The organism is Scytonema hofmannii PCC 7110 (assembly GCF_000346485.2).
GTDB classification, from domain to species: domain Bacteria; phylum Cyanobacteriota; class Cyanobacteriia; order Cyanobacteriales; family Nostocaceae; genus Scytonema; species Scytonema hofmannii.
Map to the genome: position 1 here is coordinate 927,031 of NZ_KQ976354.1, position 17,852 is coordinate 944,882.

Below are 17,852 nucleotides of genomic sequence, written 5' to 3' on the forward strand. Positions count from 1 at the left end.
CCCTCTCCCCCTCTCCCCCTCCTCCATTCCCCACCTGGGAGGACGAACTGTATTTGGAATTCCATCGGGGTTGCTACACAACTCATGGCGATCAAAAACGTTGGAACCGTCATTGTGAGGGGTTACTCTATCAAGCAGAGCTTTTTGCGGCTTGGGCAACATTGAGTTGTGGAGTGAGTTATCCGAAGAATGAGCTAGAATCGGCGTGGAAAAAGGTATTATTTAATCAATTTCACGATATTTTGCCCGGAACTTCGATTTCGCCAGTTTATACAGATGCATTACCAACTTGGCAAGAAGTAGAACGGGTTGGTGGTAGTATTTTGCAGCAGTCTTTGAATGCGATCGCATCCCAAATCTCTCTACCGACACCTCCACGAAGAGAAGCACAACCGGTAGTTATTTTCAATTCTCTCAATTGGGTGCGATCGCAGGTTGTTGAACTTGAATTTCCAGAAGTGGATGATGGGCAAAATCTGGATTGGACAATATATAATTTGGATGGGCAAGAGGTTGAGTCTCAGAGACGTTTTATTGGATTTAGACGCGAATCGAATGGTGATGAAATACCAGTAACGTCAGTCTTGTTTTTTGCCAGCGATCTTCCTGCTTGTGGTTATCGTGTCTTCTGGCTATGTCCGTGTAAACCTACTTTACAGTCTGTTAAACCATTTGAAGAGTTTGTTTTAGAAAATGAGTGTTTGCGAGTGACGATTGACTCAGAAACGGGTGATTTGTCCGGCGTCTTTGATAAAACCAATCAGCGTGAAGTTCTCAGTGGATTGGGAAATCAACTCCAAGCATTCCAAGATAGGGGTCAGTACTGGGATGCTTGGAACATTGACCCAAATTATGCTCAACATCCTTTACCACCCGCAGAATTATTAAGCGTTCATCATTTAGAACGGGGTACCTTACGAACCCGCGTGCGAGTAGTGCGAAGAATAGGTCAATCAACTTTTTCTCAAGATTACATTTTAGAAAAAGGGTCTGCTGTTCTTAAAATAGCTAACAAGGTTAATTGGCAAGAAAATCATGTTTTGGTAAAGGTAGCTTTTCCGCTAAACTTAGAAGCAGACTTTGCGACTTATGAGATTCCCTGTGGGGCTATTCGTCGGACTACTAAACCCACATCTCCAGCAGAAAAGGCAAAATGGGAAGTTCCCGCATTGCGTTGGGCAGATTTAACGGAAATTGAAACCGCAGATGCACGCGGATGCACGCAGATGGAACAGGAAAATATCAGCGTCCATCTGCGTCCGTCTGCGGTTAAACATTCTTACGGTGTTAGTTTACTGAATGATTGTAAATACGGTTACGACAGCCAACCCAACCAACTCCGCTTAACTTTGCTACGCAGTCCCGATTGGCCCAATCCGGAAGCAGATCGAGGTGATCATGAATTTACTTATGCCTTATATCCTCATGCTGATAGTTGGGAAACAGCCCATACAGTACGACGGGGGTATGAATTAAATCTACCCTTACAAGTGCTGGTACTGAATCCACAACAGTACAGTAGTAAAGGTTCTTTATCACCTAGTGGTAGTTTGTTGAACTTATCAAATGATAATTTAATCTTGATGGCTTTTAAGCAGTCAGAAGATGACCCAGAACAGTGGATTCTCAGGTGTTATGAATGTCATGGTAAGACAGCAGAGTTGCGCTTGCAAAGTGATTTGGGATTGACTTTAAATGAGTCGGTAGACTTATTGGAACGTTCTTTGAATTCTGACGATCCGCATACCGTAAAACCCTGGAAAATTATCGGCTTCAAGGTAGGTAAGAAGGAATTTAACTAGTAGACTGCACTCTTGAGGAGCTACCAGATCCCCGACTTCTTCAAGAAGTCGGGGATCTAAACCAACTTTACAATTAATATGGCAGACCACTCACTGGTTAGTTTTTCTATCTAAAGGATGTACCTGCTTAGACAATACTGCGTCACAATATCAATGTAGGATTATAACCTTATATATTTTGGTGTTGTATATACAAAAAGTTGAATTTTCTAGAGTAATTTTTCACTGGTCTACTGATAAGAAATTAACCAGAAATTATACAACACCTTCATTTATCCACATAAGTGATTAAATCTCCAATTGGTAGGAAAAATGCCTAATAATATCAAAGAGCAAATTCAAGCCGATCTTCAACAAGCAAAACAAACTGGACAGCTAAGAAGCGATCGCATTCGAGAAATTGTCAAAGGAGCAGTTTCTCAGGTAGCTTCTGAGTTTAAAGAAGGTTCAAGCGAACTTCGTACTCTTGTCAAAGATGCTATCTCTACAGTGATTGAGAACTTACAAGACAAAGGGGGCGAACTCAAAGAAGAGGTGACAGCCTCTATTGAGGGAGCTCTAGAAGCAATTAATAGTAAAAGACACGAAGCGATCGCAAAAACTCAAGCCGAGGTTCAGCAGCTACAGGCTAAATTGGACGAACAAGAAGATAAAATCCAACAAGAAGTAGAAGGTATACTAGCAGAAATCCAAGAAACAGGTAAAGAGAACTCTTCTTCCACCAAAACTGCGGTAGACTCTGCTATTAATGCCGTCAAAGATAGTGAGGAAGTTGCTTTGCTTAAGAAACGCTACGCTCAATTGCAAGGACAGCTAGCCATTGTACGAGCTAACATAACTGCACGGTACGGTGGACGTTCCCAAGAGGTTCAAGGGTATCTAGACGAAGCAAAGAACTGGTTTAACCAGGCTCGTCCACAAGCAGAAGTCGTAGTTACACAGGTACAAGAAAAGCACTCTCAAATCGATGAAAAAATTGGAGAAGCAGGTACTGCACTAGCTAGAAAAGAGCGACAAATCAGACAAATCTTGAGAGATTTATTATTAGCAGCAGCAGATAAATTTAAAGACAAAGATTCCGTAAAAGACCAGGAAACAGTCAATAAATAGAGACTTTAATTGTAGGTAGGGCTAAAGCCCACCTTTTTTCATCTATTAAAATCACAGTCTTAAGGGCTTTCCAAGAAATATATTATCCCAGAATGTCTACAATACAGTTCAGTTAAGCAGTTATTTAGAAACCCGGTATCTTGGAGATACCGGGTTTATTCTACTATGTCTTACGTTTTTGATGTTGACCAGTTACTTATACAACATAAGCCCCTAAATTTATTTATGCAAGACAAGAAATTGATTCATTATTCAAATTCCCTACTTTTAACCATGGGGATTAACTAGTCACCAGTCGCTGCTCACTGTTAATATATTTCTCCCTCTCTATTCAGTTTCTCTTCATACTTAGCAATCACCCAGATTGCATGAATACTACCGGGAAGCCAGCCCAAAAGGGTCAGTAAAACGTTGATGAACAAAGTTGGACCAATTCCAACTGTTAGAAAAACACCTAAAGGAGGCACCAATAAACCGAGAAGAAAACGAACTATTTTCATGGGATTGTTACTTCTTAATTTAAACTCTTTTACTCACATTATCTTGAAGTTACCGAATAAATGAATCCACCACATGGACTATGTTAGTTCGGTATTAAGTAGAGACCAAATTTTCAACGGCTCTACAAATAGATAGGAAAATCTAGCTGGATGGTAATTCAGCCTTTGTTTTGTCTTCACTGCTCTTCAAAGACAGGTCTTTTTCAACAAAGTAATTGTTGATGAAGGTATTAGCAAAAGAAAGAACTACCGGACCTAAAAGAAAAGCAATGATTCCATGAACGCTAAACCCTGGAACTAAGAATGCAGATAAAGCAAAACAGATGCCATTAACAACGAGTGAAAACGCGCCCAAGGTTACAAGGTTAAGAGGAAGAGAGAGAGTTGATAGCACTGGCTTAACTGAACCGTTGATTAAACCAATCACTACAGCAGCAATCATAGCAGATGGAAAATTAGCTATGTTCACACCAGGAACGACTAGATCGACAATTAGCAGACTCAAAGCTGTAGCAAGTGCGGTTAGAAAGATACCCATAATCAATGTACCTAAAAACTAGAGTTTTAATGTCCTATTACGATCTTTAATCGACACGTTATGCTTCAACATCTCTAGTAAGGCAGATTTGGCTTATCCATTTGGATGGGCTTTAATACAATATAGGAGTAAAGATTTGAGAAGAAAGTCCTTATAAAGAAAATCTTAACAATCGATATGACTCAAAGGAGCTATACACCTTCTGATACCTTAATTATTCTGATGGCTATGTAATATTTTTAAAGTAAAGAGACAATTTATACAAAACTTCTTCTTGATGAGTTTCTAAAGTACAATCAGATAAGGGATACGCAACACAAGTTATGGTGTAACCCCTCTCTATTTCATTCGGACGCAAAAACTTTTGCTCGCTTTGATCGACTTCTCCAGTTACAAGCTTAGCAACGCAGGCTGAACATTCTCCCTGCTTGCATCCAGATGGTAAGCGGATACCCGCGTCTTCTGCTATATCCAGAATATATTGGTCATCCGGTACTTCGATAATGCGATCTAAGCCAATATTAGAATTGATCAGTCGAACTTTATAAACTGCCATCTACTGTTTTTGATATAAATTGATGAGTAATTTTGCTCAGATCCCCGACTTCTTTGAGAAGTCGGGGATCTTGCAGTGCATTCCACAAGAAAAAGTGCGTATCACACCATTGCTAGTTGTTGATTTGAGTATGTTTATACAGATGTGGTGAAAGAATAACTTGAATCTGTTTGTTCTGACACTCTTGAGAGAAAGCTTGGATTTGCTCGTCCCCATGCTCTTGCGTTAACAAAGAATTGAGAAATCCCTGAAATCCTAAAAAGGCTAGTTTGTAGATAGCCTGCTGACTAAACTGACCCTGAAAGTAGCCAGTGTGGGTATCAACTCCATTAGAAGCGTCATTATTACTAGCTTTACGTGTATATGCAAATGTTAGAGAAACATAATCCCAAAAGTTTATAGCTGGCTTTTGTATAGCCAAACTCACAATTCCTATATTTTGACTCTTATCATCTTTATAATCTGTACAATCAAAGTAAGTGAATAAGTCTGCAGGCTGTAACTCAGTTTCTGAGAATGTCCTCATTTCTTCAAGTTTTCTATGTTCCCTGTTAGAAGAGCGAATTTCTAGATATTTATAGGGTCGCTCAAACGTGTAACTATCAGCATTGCCTTGCCGATCTAAATTAACAATTCCATATGTAGGGGTGCGACCAACTTTATCATGTTGGTTAGTGAAATGACTTACTGTTACATTACCAAGCCTGTAACCACTAATACGAGTCTTAGCAGGAAAACTAAAGTAATTTGCTGCTGTAGAGTTAACTCTCAAAGGTAGATCGCCCTCGTTACAAAAGATATAAGCTTCCTGGCAGCGTCGTAAGGAAGAACGTAGAAAGTTAGCTCGTCCTGGTAAAATAGTTTCTACGGGAATATCAGGTGCAACTAAAACAAGTTGTCCTAAGCAAAATACATTGCCAATATTTGAAGAAGGTATTTTGTTGATAGATTGAACGTCAAAAATATCCGAAAGAATACGAATGACATTAGTGACTACAAAACACCCCATGCTATGACCAATAAATGATAATTTGATTCGCTTATCTTTCGCTTCCTTATGTACAGTAAAATCAACCTGTCTTAACAATTCTATTAAATCTATAACTCCATAGTTACTAGCTCTATAAACATCACGAAAATAGGCACTTATTCTCAAAAGAATTAGCGCAAAAATAACGGAAGTTGCAATCACAGACGGAATTAAAAAAGCTGTGAATAAATGAACAAGGCTAGACGGTAATCGATTGAAAAATAGGAAAATTAGTGTAGTGACTATGCTAATTCCTAGCCCTATACTTAAGGTACCAGCTAATACAATTGGTAGAGCATTCAGTGCATAGCCGAGCTTTTCTTTAAAGGTGCCTGACTGGTCTTTTTTAAAGGGATTCTCGGATGGCCATCTGTATCCTATAAATATATATTTATTTTTTTGTTCAAGATTTTCATTAACGTAATCATAAATCTTTTTACATCCTTTCTCCGTATCAGAAGGTGTAGAACTGTATCCATGAATATTTATGACAATTTCTGGTTCCTGACTTTCTATTAAATATCTTGCAATCTTTTCAATGACTCCTTTAGTTGAAGTTTCATCTTGCTCGGCGATCGGAATAAAAAATTGTGGGTTAGCAGGTTTTTGTAAATGTTCTATATCATTGTCAGCTTTTTCGACATTGAGCGTTGCAGTACTAACGACTAAATAACCAGGTACTGTTGCCGATTTATTTTCTTTAAATTCGTAAATTTTGTACTGTTCAGCATCTAGAAGACTAGTAGCATCAGTATGAGAGTTCATAAAGTGTGTACTCCTTTACATCTCAAAGTCATTTAACAAAATTAAAAACTACGTAACAAAGTTGCCTATTTTTTTAAATTAACTAATGATTGTGTAACTGAAGTCTGTTTTGCTATATGGCAATCCTAAATCATTCGTAAGAAATTGATAACCGAACGGGCGAATAAAATTCGCTACTATACAAACAAAGTCCACCTACGTGGACTTTATCAGATAACCTGCCGCCCGTATTTCTTATCACAAATCCATGACTAGCTAACCGCTTACTGGTCACTGGTCACTGGTCACTGGTCACTGAAATACTTTGGAAAGTCGGAAGCGATCGCTACGAATTTTACGACCACCTTGCCAAACTTCTACTCTATCAGGATTGACAATATAGGAATAGCTACCGTTATTTGCACGATATTTAGATTTGCCCACAACCTTAGCAGGTAGTTTCACAGGTTTATTCGGATCTTTCTTGGATTTCCCGACATATAAAATTTGATTGTTTTCCTTGTAAACTTTGACAATAAAGTTGGCTGTCTCACCTTCAAGGATCGTAGTAATACTGTACCGATTTTTAGCTCTTGAGGTAGCAGCAGGTTTCTTTTGTGATGGTGAAGTTGGTTGTGTCTTAGAGTATGGTGAGACAAAATCAATAGTGAAAGCCGTTTGAGGACTTTTAAGCGAACCTTGTGCTGTTTGTGATAAAACGTGGTTACTTGTACCGAACAGAGTGGCAGAAGTCATAAATGCTATCAAACCATAACTGGCTTGCGAACTTCTCACTTTTTGCATAAAATTCCTCCCCCCTAACAAAGATGGTTCAAAACATCCGTGGTTAATTGCTGTTACAGTGTCATAACGACAACATCAGGAGAATTAGCGGTATAATCTATAGCAACGTAAAGACAAAGATAAGAGAGAATCAACACAAAAATACCCTGCCTTTCCACAATATATATATAAGACAGGGTGTTTTACAGTTTGTTAGTTCAGTTGAAAGGGATTTTTAAATGACAACGATATGGCATTAATACCCATTGTTGTATCTGCTACTACCGTTGTAGTAACTGTTGTAGTAACGGCGATTGCCTGTACCGTAGTAACCGTTGTTGTAGCGGCGATTGCCTCTAGAGTAGTAGCCGTTCCGAGATGGTCTGTAAACGTATACAGTACGATATACAGGACGGTATACTACACGCTGATATCCATATCTTCCACCAGAACCGTAGTAAGCTCTTCTGTGGTATCTTCCGCCTGTACCGTAGTGAGCTCTTCTGTGGTATCTTCCGCCTGTACCGTAGCAGTAGCAGTTTCTGTTATATCTACCACCAACGCCATAGCCAGGACGAGTTCCATAACCAGGGGTTGTGCTAATCCAGCTAGAGGAAACCCAATTACCAGTGCTTAACTGAACAAATCCACGTCTGGCTCTTACAGGTGATGCAAGTGCTGCACCATTTCTGACACTACCAATTACAGGATAGTAGTAGCCCGGACCAGAGCGAACATTGAGGTTGCCACCATTGGTGTTTACATAGTACTGGTAACCACGACCATAGTAAGCAGCTGAAGCTGGTTGAACTTGACCTAGAATTGCAAATAATGTACCAATAGTACCCAGGCTAGCAAGAGTTAACCAAGTAGATTTGAATTGTCTGTTCCAACGAAATTGGAATTGAAACTCAGGAAGATCGTATTCAGCATCTTCCGTTGCCTCTGCATAGGCACTATCCAGTAGAGAATAAGCAAGATATTCCACAAAAATCTCCTTCTTTAAAAAGTATGCTAGATGTAGAGATTTGCCTTGCCCGTTTCCGTGTTAATTCTGAGTATTTCCGAAAATACTCAAGTAATAGTATATGGCTTAATGTAGAAATTTTTACTTAGAAATTGAAAAAAAAAATTAATATTTGTCACAAAACTCGGAGATCGTCAAATTTATCATAGCGATCGCAAAAATTTTCATAAAATGTGATTCAGATCGCTGACAAATAATTGAGTTTAGAGGAAGCAGAAGGCAGAGGGCAGAGGGCAGAAGATGCAAAATGTTATCATGCAAGCTTTTGATTGATTTTTAATGGTTGATTTATTTACACTAAGTTGTACTAGCAACTTCTCCCGTGTCTCTCGCGTCCCAATTTCTTCTTCAACCTCCGGAAACATTTTGTTTGTCAAATCTGTCAGAACGGATAGGATAGGGATTGCCATTCTGCCAAACTTCTACTTTTTGAGGGCTGACGCGATACCAGAAACTACCATTATTTGCTTGATAGGTTTGTCTGCCAAGATACTCAGCTGGTATCTTAATGGGGCTACCTGGATATTCTTTCTTTTGTCCTATGTAGTAAAACTGTCCGTCCTCGTAGCACACCTTAACATGAACGCTTACTGTTTCTCCTTCAAGCATTGTCTTGCCACTGCATTCAGCATCAACGGATTCAGGAGGTTCAGCGTCAAAATTTTCAGAATAAATCGGTTCAGGAGATTCAACTGCTCTAGACATTGATTGTGAAGGCGAGACGTGCCGTCTTCCCACAAATGGTGGCATTTCACGAGCAAAGTTATCATTTCTTCTACCCTGAGTAGGAGATGATACTATTTTTTGCGGTGGTATTCTTCCAGCAACTAAAGATGGTAAAAAACGTATGGGGTCAACAGCACGAGGACCGTTAGGATAAATTTCAAAATGCAGGTGAGGTCCACTACTATTGCCTGTAGATCCCATCTTGCCAATCATCTGACCCTTGTTGACTTTTTGTCCTCTGCGAACTAACACATTTTGATTGTGACCGTAAACTGTAACTCGACCGTCAAAATGTCGAATATTAACTGCATTGCCAAGTCCCGTGTCCTCCCAGCCTGCTCGTAGCACTACACCGTCATCTGCTGCAAAAATAGGAGTTCCAATTGGTCCTGCAATATCAATGCCTTCATGCTGCCGTTTGCGAAAACCTTGAGAAATGACCCCTTGAGCGGGCCAAATCATCCCAGAAGAAACGGAATTTGGAGAAACAAAATTTTCTGGAGAAACAGAATTTTCTGGAATCCCGAACTCTTGATTTTCCTGTGTAAGAACACGATTATTTGTACCTAGCAGAACCATAAAAGATAATAGTCCAACTAAGCCACAACCACAAACACGAGACGCAGTTATTTTTTTCATTAGCTTCCACACCGGAGGAAAAATGGTTCAGAGTGTTTTTTGAGAATTGCTGTTACAGTGTTACGACAACAACGTTAACTTAGTCATCTGAATAAATTTGTAAGTCCGTTGCGATCTTAAGATTGGCTACCACTATAGGTTTACGGAGAAGGAATGTCTTGCCAAAATACCAAGTGGAAAAAGTGAGTTTTCTCAATCATTGACAGGTAACAGAAGGCACTTTGATATTGTTCCCAAGTAGAACCGTAATGTTTACAGAAAATTATATTTAGGGCAAAATTTCCTTCATTAATTCTGACATTGGAAGTCAGAAAAGCTTGTCTGTAGGAGTTTTTCTCGTTAAGTGCAATACTATTGATAAGGAGCTTGTGGGGCGGGCATCTTGCCTGCCTAAAACGGGCGAGACGCCCGTTCCACAAGAACTGTATTGGATTCAAGCGAGAATCACTATATTTAGAAATTCAAGTATTTTTAGGGTATCTTTATCCTCCTTAACTGGTCACTGGTTACTGGTCACTGGTCACTGGTCACTGGTATTTGTAGAATTGGTTCGTCTTCTTCCTCCGGTAACCCGTACATCGATCTATATAAATTCACGTATTGTTTGGCAGAGCGATACCAACTAAAATCTTCCTTCATACCCCGTTGTTGAAGTGCTTTCCATTGAGGTTTATAGCGGTAACCTTCCCATGCTCGGATTAAGCAGGTAAATAAATCCAATGGTTCGTAGCGGTCAAAACAATAACCTGTCCCTGATTCTGTCATTGGATCGTGGTGAGATACGGTGTCAACTAGTCCTCCTGTACGGCGGACAATTGGTACGCACCCGTAACGTAGAGACATCAATTGACTGATACCACAAGGTTCAAATCGGCTTGGCATGAGGAAGGCGTCACTACCTGCGTAGATGCGACGAGCTAATGCATCATTATAAAGTATATAAGTTGCAACTCTTCCGGGATACCGAGATGCCATTTGCCACATTTGGCTTTCATAGTATCTATCTCCTGTACCCAAAAGTACAAACTGAGAATCAGTATAAGCCAGGAAACGATCTAGAATTTGCAGCACCAAATCAATGCCTTTCTGCTCTACTAAACGCGTTACCATTCCCATCAAAAAGGCACCAGAATTGACTTCTAAACCTACTTCTTCCTGTAAAGCAACTTTGTTAGCTCTACGCTTTTCTAGGGTATCGGGTGTAAATGCCTGAGTAATATATTTATCATTCTCAGGAGCGTAAATTTCAGTATCTATACCGTTGAGAATTCCAGATAATTTCCCACTAATAAAAGACAGCAAGCCTTCTAACTGTTCACCATAAGTAGCTGTTTTGATTTGCTCAGCATATGTTGGGGAAACAGTAGTGACTCTATCTGCAAACTGCACCGCAGCTGCCATTGTGTTGTGTCCTTGCATATACCAAGGACACCAAGTAATTTTCTCCAAGTACCAGCGCCACGGACCTTGGTATGCCAGGTTATGTATCGTAAAAACAGTGGTGATCTCAGGAGATTGGTGCATCCACACTGGGATCATACCCGTATGCCAGTCATGACAGTGGATAATTTCTGGCTTCCAGTAGTTCCAGCAAAACTCAGCAGCACCATTCGCAAATAGTGTGAACCGCCAGAATTCATCTTCCCCACCATAAATTTTTCGAGGCGAAAATACTGGATGTCCAAACAAGTATAAAGGAATATCAGTACCAGGCAGAACGGTTTCGTATACCGCAAAGTCTTGGAACATGGCAAATCCCTTCCAAATTGGATCTTTGGGAACGTCCATTTTGTCTGAGATGTACCCATAGTAGGGCAAAAATATTCGCACATCGTGCCCCATTCTTTTTAGGATTTTGGGTAGTGCTCCAACAACATCACCCATTCCTCCAACTTTGGCAACGGGAGCTGCCTCAGCCGCAACAAATAGAATCTGCATGGTAATCTGTATTTCCCCGGCTCTGCCTAGTTTAAACTCTACTGTAGGGTGGGCATGACTCACCGTGACATTACTGGTGGGTATTACCCACCCTACTGCCGTACAACGGTAACTTCTTTTGATCTAATCACATTGCCAGCAGAAAAAATTAAGAATTTCTTTGGATTTGAGCAAAGATTTCATCGAGAATTTCTTGTGCTCCTTGCTCTCGAACCTTTTGCGCCAGTTCAGTTCCCAATTTTTCTGCGTCTTCAGTCTCTCCAGAAACCGTGTCTTGGACTACTTTTTTCCCATCAACACTGGCAACATTACCTGTCAGTGTTAAAGTATTACCATTGATTTCTGTATTGACACCGATAGGAACTTGACAGCCACCTTCTAAATCGCGCAAGAAAGCTCGCTCTGCCAAACAGCGATCGCGTGTTTCTGGATGTTCAATGGCTTTGAGCAGCGATATCAATTCGGTATCATCAGCACGGCATTCAATTCCTAAAGCCCCTTGTCCAACAGCATGAAGGGACACTTCTTTGGACAAAACTTGATGAATGCGATCGCTCATTCCCAATCGTTCCAATCCTGCAACAGCTAGAATCAGAGCGTCGTACTCACCAGCATCCAGTTTGGACATCCGCGTGTTGAGATTTCCCCGCACATCTTTAAAACTGAGGTGAGGAAAATGATACCGCAATTGTGCCAATCGTCTTAGGGAAGAAGTCCCAATGACTGCACCTTCTGGCAAAGTATCAATTTGTTTATCCTTATGTTTTTCATGCACAACGAGCGCATCTGCTGGGTTTTCACGTTCTGTTACAGCAGCCAGTGCCAATCCTTCAGGCAAACGTGTTGGCAAATCCTTCAGGGAGTGAACAGCAAAATCAATCTCCCGATCCAGCATTCCCAGTTCAAGCTCTTTAGTAAATAATCCCTTATCGCCAATTTTGGCTAGAGCTACATCCAGAATTTTGTCACCTTGGGTAGCCATGGTGTGAACTTCAAAAGAAATTTCCGGAAAACGTTTCTGGAGTTGTTCTTGTACCCAATGGGTTTGAACGAGTGCTAATTGGCTTTTACGAGAACCAATGCGAATTGTACGTATGGAACTGGAAACAACGGATGTCATAAAAGAATATGTAAAGCCAGGAGATAAATTCACTTTATCTAGAGTACCGCAGTGAGTGACTTCTCAGCCTTGCAATCTGCCGATTTTAGTGCTTATTTCTTCTTCACATTTCTTTACTAAATTTTTGTTAATTTTATATAGCAAAATTGCCTTTTTTGCTTTTTTTTACTCTCGTGCTCATACTCTGCATGGGAATGAAGTGGTCGCAGCCTAGGGTGTTGTCTTTGGGGGTATAAAGAAGCGATCTCCTTCCCCTTAAATCAATGCTATGAGGGGTCTGTTACTCCAAATTGAGTGATGACAATTTCTCTATCAGGAAAACGTGCTGTTATAGTAAGACTTCCGCCTAGAGATGTAATATATCTTGAGAGCGTAGAAACCTGAATATCGCCCTGATGCTCAATTTTTGAAAGAGCGGATTGCCCTACCCCCATATTGTCAGCAACTTCACTTTGAGTCTTGCCTACAGATTCCCTTATTTCAGAAAGTGTCAAATATAATAGTGCAAGATTTGCCTGCATCTCACTTTCTGCTTGCTGCTGAGGCGTCATTTTTTTACGAAGTTCGCTAAAAGGCTTGGTTTTCATAGGAGTCCTTCAGTTTTTAATTCTTCGAGGTGTTCATCATAAAGCGAGTCTGCCTTTGGAATATTCTCCTCGTACCAGCGCTCGTATCCCCCTTTATTCCCCCCAAGAAGAAGAATGGCAACTCTTCTAGGATCAAAGGCATAGAGTATCCGGTACGGTTCTCCCTTGTGCTGAACTCTTAATTCCCTCATGTGAGAATGGCGTGAGCCGTTAATCTTTGAACTGTAGGGAAAAGGAAGCTCTGCACCTCGTGCCTCAAGCAGTCGAACAACTGCGTCAATCGCAACCTGAGCACTTTCATCCAATTCCATCCACCACATTTCAAATTCGTTTGTAAACTCTACCTCCCACGTCATGTTGCTTAGATAATAAATATTTTAACTAAAATATCACCTTTAACTCATATTCTGACTGCATGGAGAGGAAAAGTAAAGAAAAAGTTTCTACTAAAAATATCTGGAATTATCCTTATTCATCACGTAATCTTTAGTGCTATTTATATAGATAGCAAGTCAAAGTAACTTGACTCACTCAGTTCTGTAGGTACGGGATAATGTCTTGGCGTTGCTTGGTTGCCTTTAGTTTTGTCGCTTTATCTCTAATCAGTTGTAGCACCTCAAAGTCAGTAAAAGAAATTGGTAAGCTCGCTGGAGAAAGTGTGGTTTTCATCAACTACGAAGATCAGCCAGGGCATGGTACAGGATTTTTTGTGGTTGGTGAAGATAACCAAGCCTGCACGGTACTCACAGTGCGTCATGTGATCCCATCCAGTGCTAAATTTCAACTGCAAACCCCTGATAAAAAAATTTGGAAAGGAGCCAATATCACTAGTATCAAACGCTTTTCCAAGCAGGATTTAGCAGTTGTAACGTTCAACCCTGATAGTGGAAGTTGCCCCTATAAAGCCCTCAATTTCGGTAACTCCGACAATGTCTCTTTGGGAGACACGATCTACATTACTGGTTTTCCTGGTAGTGGTTTGGCGAAGCAGTTTACTGTTGGCACTGTGTCATTAATTGATAGCCAAACCCAAGGCTATGGCATTTCCTATACTGCAATCACCGCAGCGGGGATGAGTGGTAGCCCAGTGATGAATACATCAGGGCAAGTGGTTGCAGTTCATGGGCGTACCGATGTGGAACTTTCTCGAGAAGCTGAACTCAAAGGCGAACAACCACCACCACAACAGCAGTCTACAACAGTTACTAACCCAAGTCTCGGCGATGCAGTCGGCACTTTTAAATGGGGCATTCCGATTAATACTTATGTAGCAAATTTCGCCCAAGTAGCTACGGAGGCAGATAACTTCTTGAATGAAGGCAATGATTTGTCAGTTTCTCAACGCTATGAGAAAGCTATTGTCGCCTATGAGAAAGCCTTAGAAATCAGACCTGATTTGCATGAAGCTTGGTTTGGTAAAGGATTTGCCCAAGGCGAATTGAAACGCTACAGTGATGCGATCGCATCCTACGACAAAGCGATCGCACTCAAACCTGACAAACATGAAGCTTGGAATAACCGAGGCACTGCCTTAGATGAACTGCAACGCTATAATGATGCGATCGCATCCTACGACAAAGCGATTGCGCTCAAACCTGACTATGCTAATGCTTGGTATAATCGAGGTTATGCCTTAAATAGACTGCAACGCTATGATGATGCGATCGCATCCTACGACAAAGCGATCGCGCTCAAACCTGACGATGCTAATGCTTGGTATAATCGAGGTTATGCCTTAAATGGACTGCAACGCTACAGTGATGAGATCGCATCCTACGACAAAGCGATCGCGATCAAACCTGACAAACATGAAGCTTGGAATAACCGAGGCACTGCCTTAGATGAACTGCAACGCTATGATGAAGCGCTCAAATCATATGATAAAGCGATTGCGATCAAACCTGACAAACATGAAGCTTGGAATAACCGAGGCACTGCCTTAGATGAACTGCAACGCTATGATGAAGCGCTCAAATCATATGATAAAGCAATCAGTATTAAGCCCGACTATCAGCAAGCAATAAATAACCGCAAGCAGTTGCTTACTAAATTAGGTCGCTCAACACTGTCTTTCCCCTACACCCCATCACCTACACCCTAAACTCTGCTATAATACGCAAGTTATATTCCTAACAGCTTATTTCTTAGCATCCGATCCAGCTTTAAGATCCTCTTTTGCTAATTGGTCTTCAAAGCTGATAAACGTTGAACCAGGCGGAAAAGTGGAGACTGTTGAACTATTCGAGCCTTGGTCAACAGTAGTACCATTTCTATGAGCCTCAAGCATACGTCGTAGGGAATCATATCCGTCAACATTAGGTTTGAGTGTTATTAGCAGATTGCAATTATTGCGATCGAGCTTAGTGATGGCACAAATCACAGATTGGTTAGGTGTTTTGGGATCAAAGCGATGGCTAAACCCCACTAACCCATCTTGGCGAAAGCTTTCCAAGCGTTGGGCAATCTCATTGCATCGTTTTAGGGTATTCCAGCCACCACCAAAGCTGTTGACCATTCTCAGCCAAGGCTTTGTTCCCCGATCATTACGATACATCACCATCCAAACTTCACCACCGTTTTGTGCATCAGGTTGCAAAGTGCAAGAAAAACGATCTTTTGAACTGAAGCCAGACATCTCAGGAGTCCAGCCAGTAGCAACAATGTATGCTAATACCAAGCTAGCAATACCAGCAGCAGCACCAATCAAACCTGTAGTCAAATTTGCGCCTTCAAATATGTGCTTTCCCTTAGACATGCGATTTGCTCTCAAATCAGAGTAACACTGTTATGTATTGAAGATACATGGGACGCAAAGGCAATTACGGAAGGATTTGTAAAGAGGTGGCGATCGCTCTTCTGTTACTTTGCCCAAAGCAGCATTTCAAATTCACGTAAGCGTGGGCGAACACGCCCCTCTGCCCAGTACAATTGAAGCGGTAGTTAAAATTCTGGCAGTGGCGGCAGTACTTAATTGTGAAGACAGGATGGGAAAATGTACATTAACTACACAGTTCAAATTTGGAAAGAAGACTCGCAATTTGTAGCCCATGCCAACAGTAAAGCAGTTGAATTTTGATTTACCGCTTTCGGTGTTAATTGAGAGTCAGCAACAAGTAAATGATTTGCAACTTCTATCAATTACTACTGGACACATTTACGCTTTAGAAAAGCTACCAAACCATCATCGAGATCCATTTGATCGTTTGTTAATTGCTCAAGCAATGACTGAAAAAATGCCATTGTTAAGCGTTGATGCTGTGTTCGATCGATATCGGATTGAACGATGTTGGTAAATTTCATCTTCTCCCACTGTTGTAAAGAGCAAAATGCCTTCCCTACTCCCTACTCCCCACTCCCTATTACACCATTGCAAAATCAGATGCCATTTCTTCCTCAAGTTCATAACCTTGAGTCAACAGTTCAATGGCATTGTTGATTAAATCGACACCTTGCTGAACTGAGTCAACTACGCTCAACTGTCCGCGTAAATCGGCAGCACCAACAAAACCCTTAGCATACCAAGTCATGTGCTTGCGTGCTTGGCGTACACCTCTAATACCTTTGTACTCATATAAAGCTTCCAAGTGCTCCCTAGCGCATTCCAAACGCTGAATTGGAGTAGGCGGTGGTAAATATTCTCCGGTTTTGAGAAAAAAATCAATTTCACCAACTAGGAACGGATAACCTAGAGTTCCACGGGAACACATCACCCCATCAGCACCCGTTTGTTCCAAACACTTCAGTGCTGCTTCAACCGAAAAAATATCCCCGTTAGCAATTACGGGAATTGAAAGTACATTTTTAACGCGTTCAATCCATTCCCAACGGGCATTGCCATTATAACCTTGGGCGCGGGTACGACCGTGTACCGTAATCATTTGCGCCCCTGCATCCTGCATCCGCTTGGCAAAATCAAGAATTGTAATTTCTTTGTCATTCCAACCAATACGGGTTTTTACCGTCACAGGTACGTTTACCGACTTTACCACCTCTCGAACAATTGCCTCAGCCACTTCTGGTTGACGCAGTAGAGAAGACCCACCACCATTTTTAGTAATTTTATTGACTGGGCAACCCATATTAATATCAACGGTATCAGCACCTTCTGCAACTGCTTTCACCGCCGCTTCTGCCAAAAAATCTGGGCGACAGTCAAACAGCTGAATGCTAATTGGTCGCTCGTTGGGGTCTACCTCCATGATTTTGGGCAACTGCTTGACATAGTGTAAGCCCGTAGCATTTACCATCTCCGTGTACATCATTGACTCAGGCGCATAACGACGCACCAGTCGCCGAAATACCATATCAGTCACTCCGGACAAAGGCGACTGAAGGACTCGACTTTTGACCTCAAGCGAACCAATTTTTAGAGGAGTCGAAAGTCTAGCTTTTAAACTAGGAGACAGCGTAAGCATAAATTGAAGATTTTGGATTAGGGATTTTGGATTAGGGATTTTGGATTAGGGATTTTGGATTTTGGATTTTGGATTTTGGATTTTGGATTTTGGATTGGGGATTAGGGATTGGGGACTAGGAACTAGGGATTACAAAATAAAAGTAACAACTTAGATCTTAACTATAACTTCTCCTAATTCTAATCGCCAATCGCCAATCGCCAATCTAAAATCCAAAATCCAAAATCCAAAATCCCCAAAGACGGCAAACACCACAAGAGAAATACGGTTCACCCTATTTGTTTCAAGTATTAATTCTCATACATTAGATGAGTGACTGAATACTAATAGCCAATCA

Annotated in this window: 17 protein-coding genes and 1 pseudogene; 4 read left to right on the forward strand and 14 right to left on the reverse strand. The window is 41.0% G+C overall.

The features are described 5' to 3' along the window. Together WA1_RS59350 and WA1_RS03985 are read left to right on the forward strand one after the other, a co-directional pair. Positions 1-1,802 (forward strand): annotated as a pseudogene (locus WA1_RS59350) (alpha-mannosidase); the annotation flags it as partial. A gap of 312 nt (positions 1,803-2,114) precedes the next feature. After that, positions 2,115-2,912 carry a hypothetical protein gene (locus WA1_RS03985; RefSeq protein ID WP_017743358.1) on the forward strand — a complete coding sequence of 266 codons (798 nt, stop codon included), beginning with the start codon at positions 2,115-2,117 and terminating at the stop codon, positions 2,910-2,912. Positions 2,913-3,220: 308 nt separating this feature from the next. On the opposite strand, the gene WA1_RS03990 is transcribed toward WA1_RS03985, so the two are convergent. The 11 genes from WA1_RS03990 to WA1_RS04040 all read right to left on the reverse strand — a co-directional run bounded on the left by WA1_RS03990 (position 3,221) and on the right by WA1_RS04040 (position 13,456). After that, entirely contained in the window at positions 3,221-3,412 is a 192-nt protein-coding gene (locus WA1_RS03990; RefSeq protein WP_017743357.1) for a YqaE/Pmp3 family membrane protein, read from the reverse strand. Positions 3,413-3,554: 142 nt separating this feature from the next. Next, complete coding sequence (locus WA1_RS03995; protein ID WP_017743356.1) at positions 3,555-3,950, reverse strand: phage holin family protein; 396 nt, start codon at positions 3,948-3,950, stop codon at positions 3,555-3,557. 226 nt (positions 3,951-4,176) lie between these two features. Continuing rightward, on the reverse strand, positions 4,177-4,506 hold the full coding sequence (locus tag WA1_RS04000; protein ID WP_017743355.1) for a 2Fe-2S iron-sulfur cluster-binding protein: 330 nt from the start codon (positions 4,504-4,506) through the stop codon (positions 4,177-4,179). 112 nt (positions 4,507-4,618) lie between these two features. Further along, the gene (locus WA1_RS04005; RefSeq protein WP_017743354.1) at positions 4,619-6,301 is read right to left on the reverse strand and encodes an alpha/beta hydrolase; all 1,683 of its coding nucleotides are present in this window, start codon (positions 6,299-6,301) and stop codon (positions 4,619-4,621) included. A 291-nt stretch (positions 6,302-6,592) separates the two neighbouring features. Continuing rightward, the gene (locus WA1_RS04010) at positions 6,593-7,084 is read right to left on the reverse strand and encodes a hypothetical protein (protein ID WP_017743353.1); all 492 of its coding nucleotides are present in this window, start codon (positions 7,082-7,084) and stop codon (positions 6,593-6,595) included. Positions 7,085-7,319: 235 nt separating this feature from the next. After that, positions 7,320-8,051 (reverse strand): SH3 domain-containing protein, encoded by a 732-nt coding sequence (locus WA1_RS04015; RefSeq protein WP_017743352.1) that lies wholly within the window; start codon positions 8,049-8,051, stop codon positions 7,320-7,322. Positions 8,052-8,438: 387 nt separating this feature from the next. Next, positions 8,439-9,455, reverse strand: a complete 1,017-nt coding sequence (locus WA1_RS04020; protein ID WP_017743351.1) for a M23 family metallopeptidase — start codon at positions 9,453-9,455, stop codon at positions 8,439-8,441. Positions 9,456-9,968: 513 nt separating this feature from the next. After that, positions 9,969-11,393: a glycogen synthase GlgA gene (gene glgA / locus WA1_RS04025; RefSeq protein WP_017743350.1), complete on the reverse strand. Its 1,425-nt coding sequence runs from the start codon at positions 11,391-11,393 to the stop codon at positions 9,969-9,971. Between the two features lie 148 nt (positions 11,394-11,541). After that, positions 11,542-12,513, reverse strand: coding sequence for a hydroxymethylbilane synthase (gene hemC, locus WA1_RS04030; protein WP_017743349.1), 972 nt, complete (start codon positions 12,511-12,513; stop codon positions 11,542-11,544). Positions 12,514-12,779: 266 nt separating this feature from the next. Next, positions 12,780-13,100: a helix-turn-helix domain-containing protein gene (locus tag WA1_RS04035; RefSeq protein WP_017743347.1), complete on the reverse strand. Its 321-nt coding sequence runs from the start codon at positions 13,098-13,100 to the stop codon at positions 12,780-12,782. Continuing rightward, positions 13,097-13,456 (reverse strand): type II toxin-antitoxin system RelE/ParE family toxin, encoded by a 360-nt coding sequence (locus WA1_RS04040; protein ID WP_017743346.1) that lies wholly within the window; start codon positions 13,454-13,456, stop codon positions 13,097-13,099. Before WA1_RS04040 ends, WA1_RS04035 begins: the two co-directional genes overlap by 4 nt. 197 nt (positions 13,457-13,653) lie before the next feature. On the opposite strand from WA1_RS04040, the gene WA1_RS04045 reads away from it, so the two are divergent. Further along, entirely contained in the window at positions 13,654-15,201 is a 1,548-nt protein-coding gene (locus tag WA1_RS04045; protein ID WP_017743345.1) for a tetratricopeptide repeat-containing S1 family peptidase, read from the forward strand. Positions 15,202-15,237: 36 nt separating this feature from the next. Here WA1_RS04045 and WA1_RS04050 read toward each other — a convergent pair whose 3' ends face one another. Next, positions 15,238-15,855, reverse strand: a complete 618-nt coding sequence (locus tag WA1_RS04050; protein ID WP_017743344.1) for a COP23 domain-containing protein — start codon at positions 15,853-15,855, stop codon at positions 15,238-15,240. A gap of 292 nt (positions 15,856-16,147) precedes the next feature. On the opposite strand from WA1_RS04050, the gene WA1_RS04055 reads away from it, so the two are divergent. Beyond that, positions 16,148-16,393 carry a type II toxin-antitoxin system VapC family toxin gene (locus WA1_RS04055; RefSeq protein ID WP_017743343.1) on the forward strand — a complete coding sequence of 82 codons (246 nt, stop codon included), beginning with the start codon at positions 16,148-16,150 and terminating at the stop codon, positions 16,391-16,393. A gap of 66 nt (positions 16,394-16,459) precedes the next feature. Here the strand turns inward: WA1_RS04055 and dusB are convergent, their stop codons facing one another. Further along, positions 16,460-17,515: a tRNA dihydrouridine synthase DusB gene (gene dusB, locus WA1_RS04060; RefSeq protein WP_026134642.1), complete on the reverse strand. Its 1,056-nt coding sequence runs from the start codon at positions 17,513-17,515 to the stop codon at positions 16,460-16,462. A 150-nt stretch (positions 17,516-17,665) separates the two neighbouring features. Beyond that, complete coding sequence (locus WA1_RS59355; RefSeq protein WP_017743341.1) at positions 17,666-17,788, reverse strand: hypothetical protein; 123 nt, start codon at positions 17,786-17,788, stop codon at positions 17,666-17,668. Positions 17,789-17,852: the final 64 nt, after the last annotated feature.

Bases quoted from the DNA above. Each gene is read 5' to 3' on its own strand.
- WA1_RS04040 (WP_017743346.1), bottom strand. From the start codon at position 13,456: ATGACGTGGGAGGTAGAGTTTACAAACGAATTTGAAATGTGGTGGATG.
- WA1_RS04010 (WP_017743353.1), bottom strand. From the start codon at position 7,084: ATGCAAAAAGTGAGAAGTTCGCAAGCCAGTTATGGTTTGATAGCATTT.
- glgA (WP_017743350.1), bottom strand. From the start codon at position 11,393: ATGCAGATTCTATTTGTTGCGGCTGAGGCAGCTCCCGTTGCCAAAGTT.
- WA1_RS04050 (WP_017743344.1), bottom strand. From the start codon at position 15,855: ATGTCTAAGGGAAAGCACATATTTGAAGGCGCAAATTTGACTACAGGT.
- dusB (WP_026134642.1), bottom strand. From the start codon at position 17,515: ATGCTTACGCTGTCTCCTAGTTTAAAAGCTAGACTTTCGACTCCTCTA.
- WA1_RS03985 (WP_017743358.1), top strand. From the start codon at position 2,115: ATGCCTAATAATATCAAAGAGCAAATTCAAGCCGATCTTCAACAAGCA.
- WA1_RS04055 (WP_017743343.1), top strand. From the start codon at position 16,148: ATGCCAACAGTAAAGCAGTTGAATTTTGATTTACCGCTTTCGGTGTTA.
- WA1_RS04035 (WP_017743347.1), bottom strand. From the start codon at position 13,100: ATGAAAACCAAGCCTTTTAGCGAACTTCGTAAAAAAATGACGCCTCAG.
- hemC (WP_017743349.1), bottom strand. From the start codon at position 12,513: ATGACATCCGTTGTTTCCAGTTCCATACGTACAATTCGCATTGGTTCT.
- WA1_RS04045 (WP_017743345.1), top strand. From the start codon at position 13,654: ATGTCTTGGCGTTGCTTGGTTGCCTTTAGTTTTGTCGCTTTATCTCTA.
- WA1_RS03990 (WP_017743357.1), bottom strand. From the start codon at position 3,412: ATGAAAATAGTTCGTTTTCTTCTCGGTTTATTGGTGCCTCCTTTAGGT.
- WA1_RS03995 (WP_017743356.1), bottom strand. From the start codon at position 3,950: ATGGGTATCTTTCTAACCGCACTTGCTACAGCTTTGAGTCTGCTAATT.
- WA1_RS04005 (WP_017743354.1), bottom strand. From the start codon at position 6,301: ATGAACTCTCATACTGATGCTACTAGTCTTCTAGATGCTGAACAGTAC.
- WA1_RS04020 (WP_017743351.1), bottom strand. From the start codon at position 9,455: ATGAAAAAAATAACTGCGTCTCGTGTTTGTGGTTGTGGCTTAGTTGGA.
- WA1_RS04000 (WP_017743355.1), bottom strand. From the start codon at position 4,506: ATGGCAGTTTATAAAGTTCGACTGATCAATTCTAATATTGGCTTAGAT.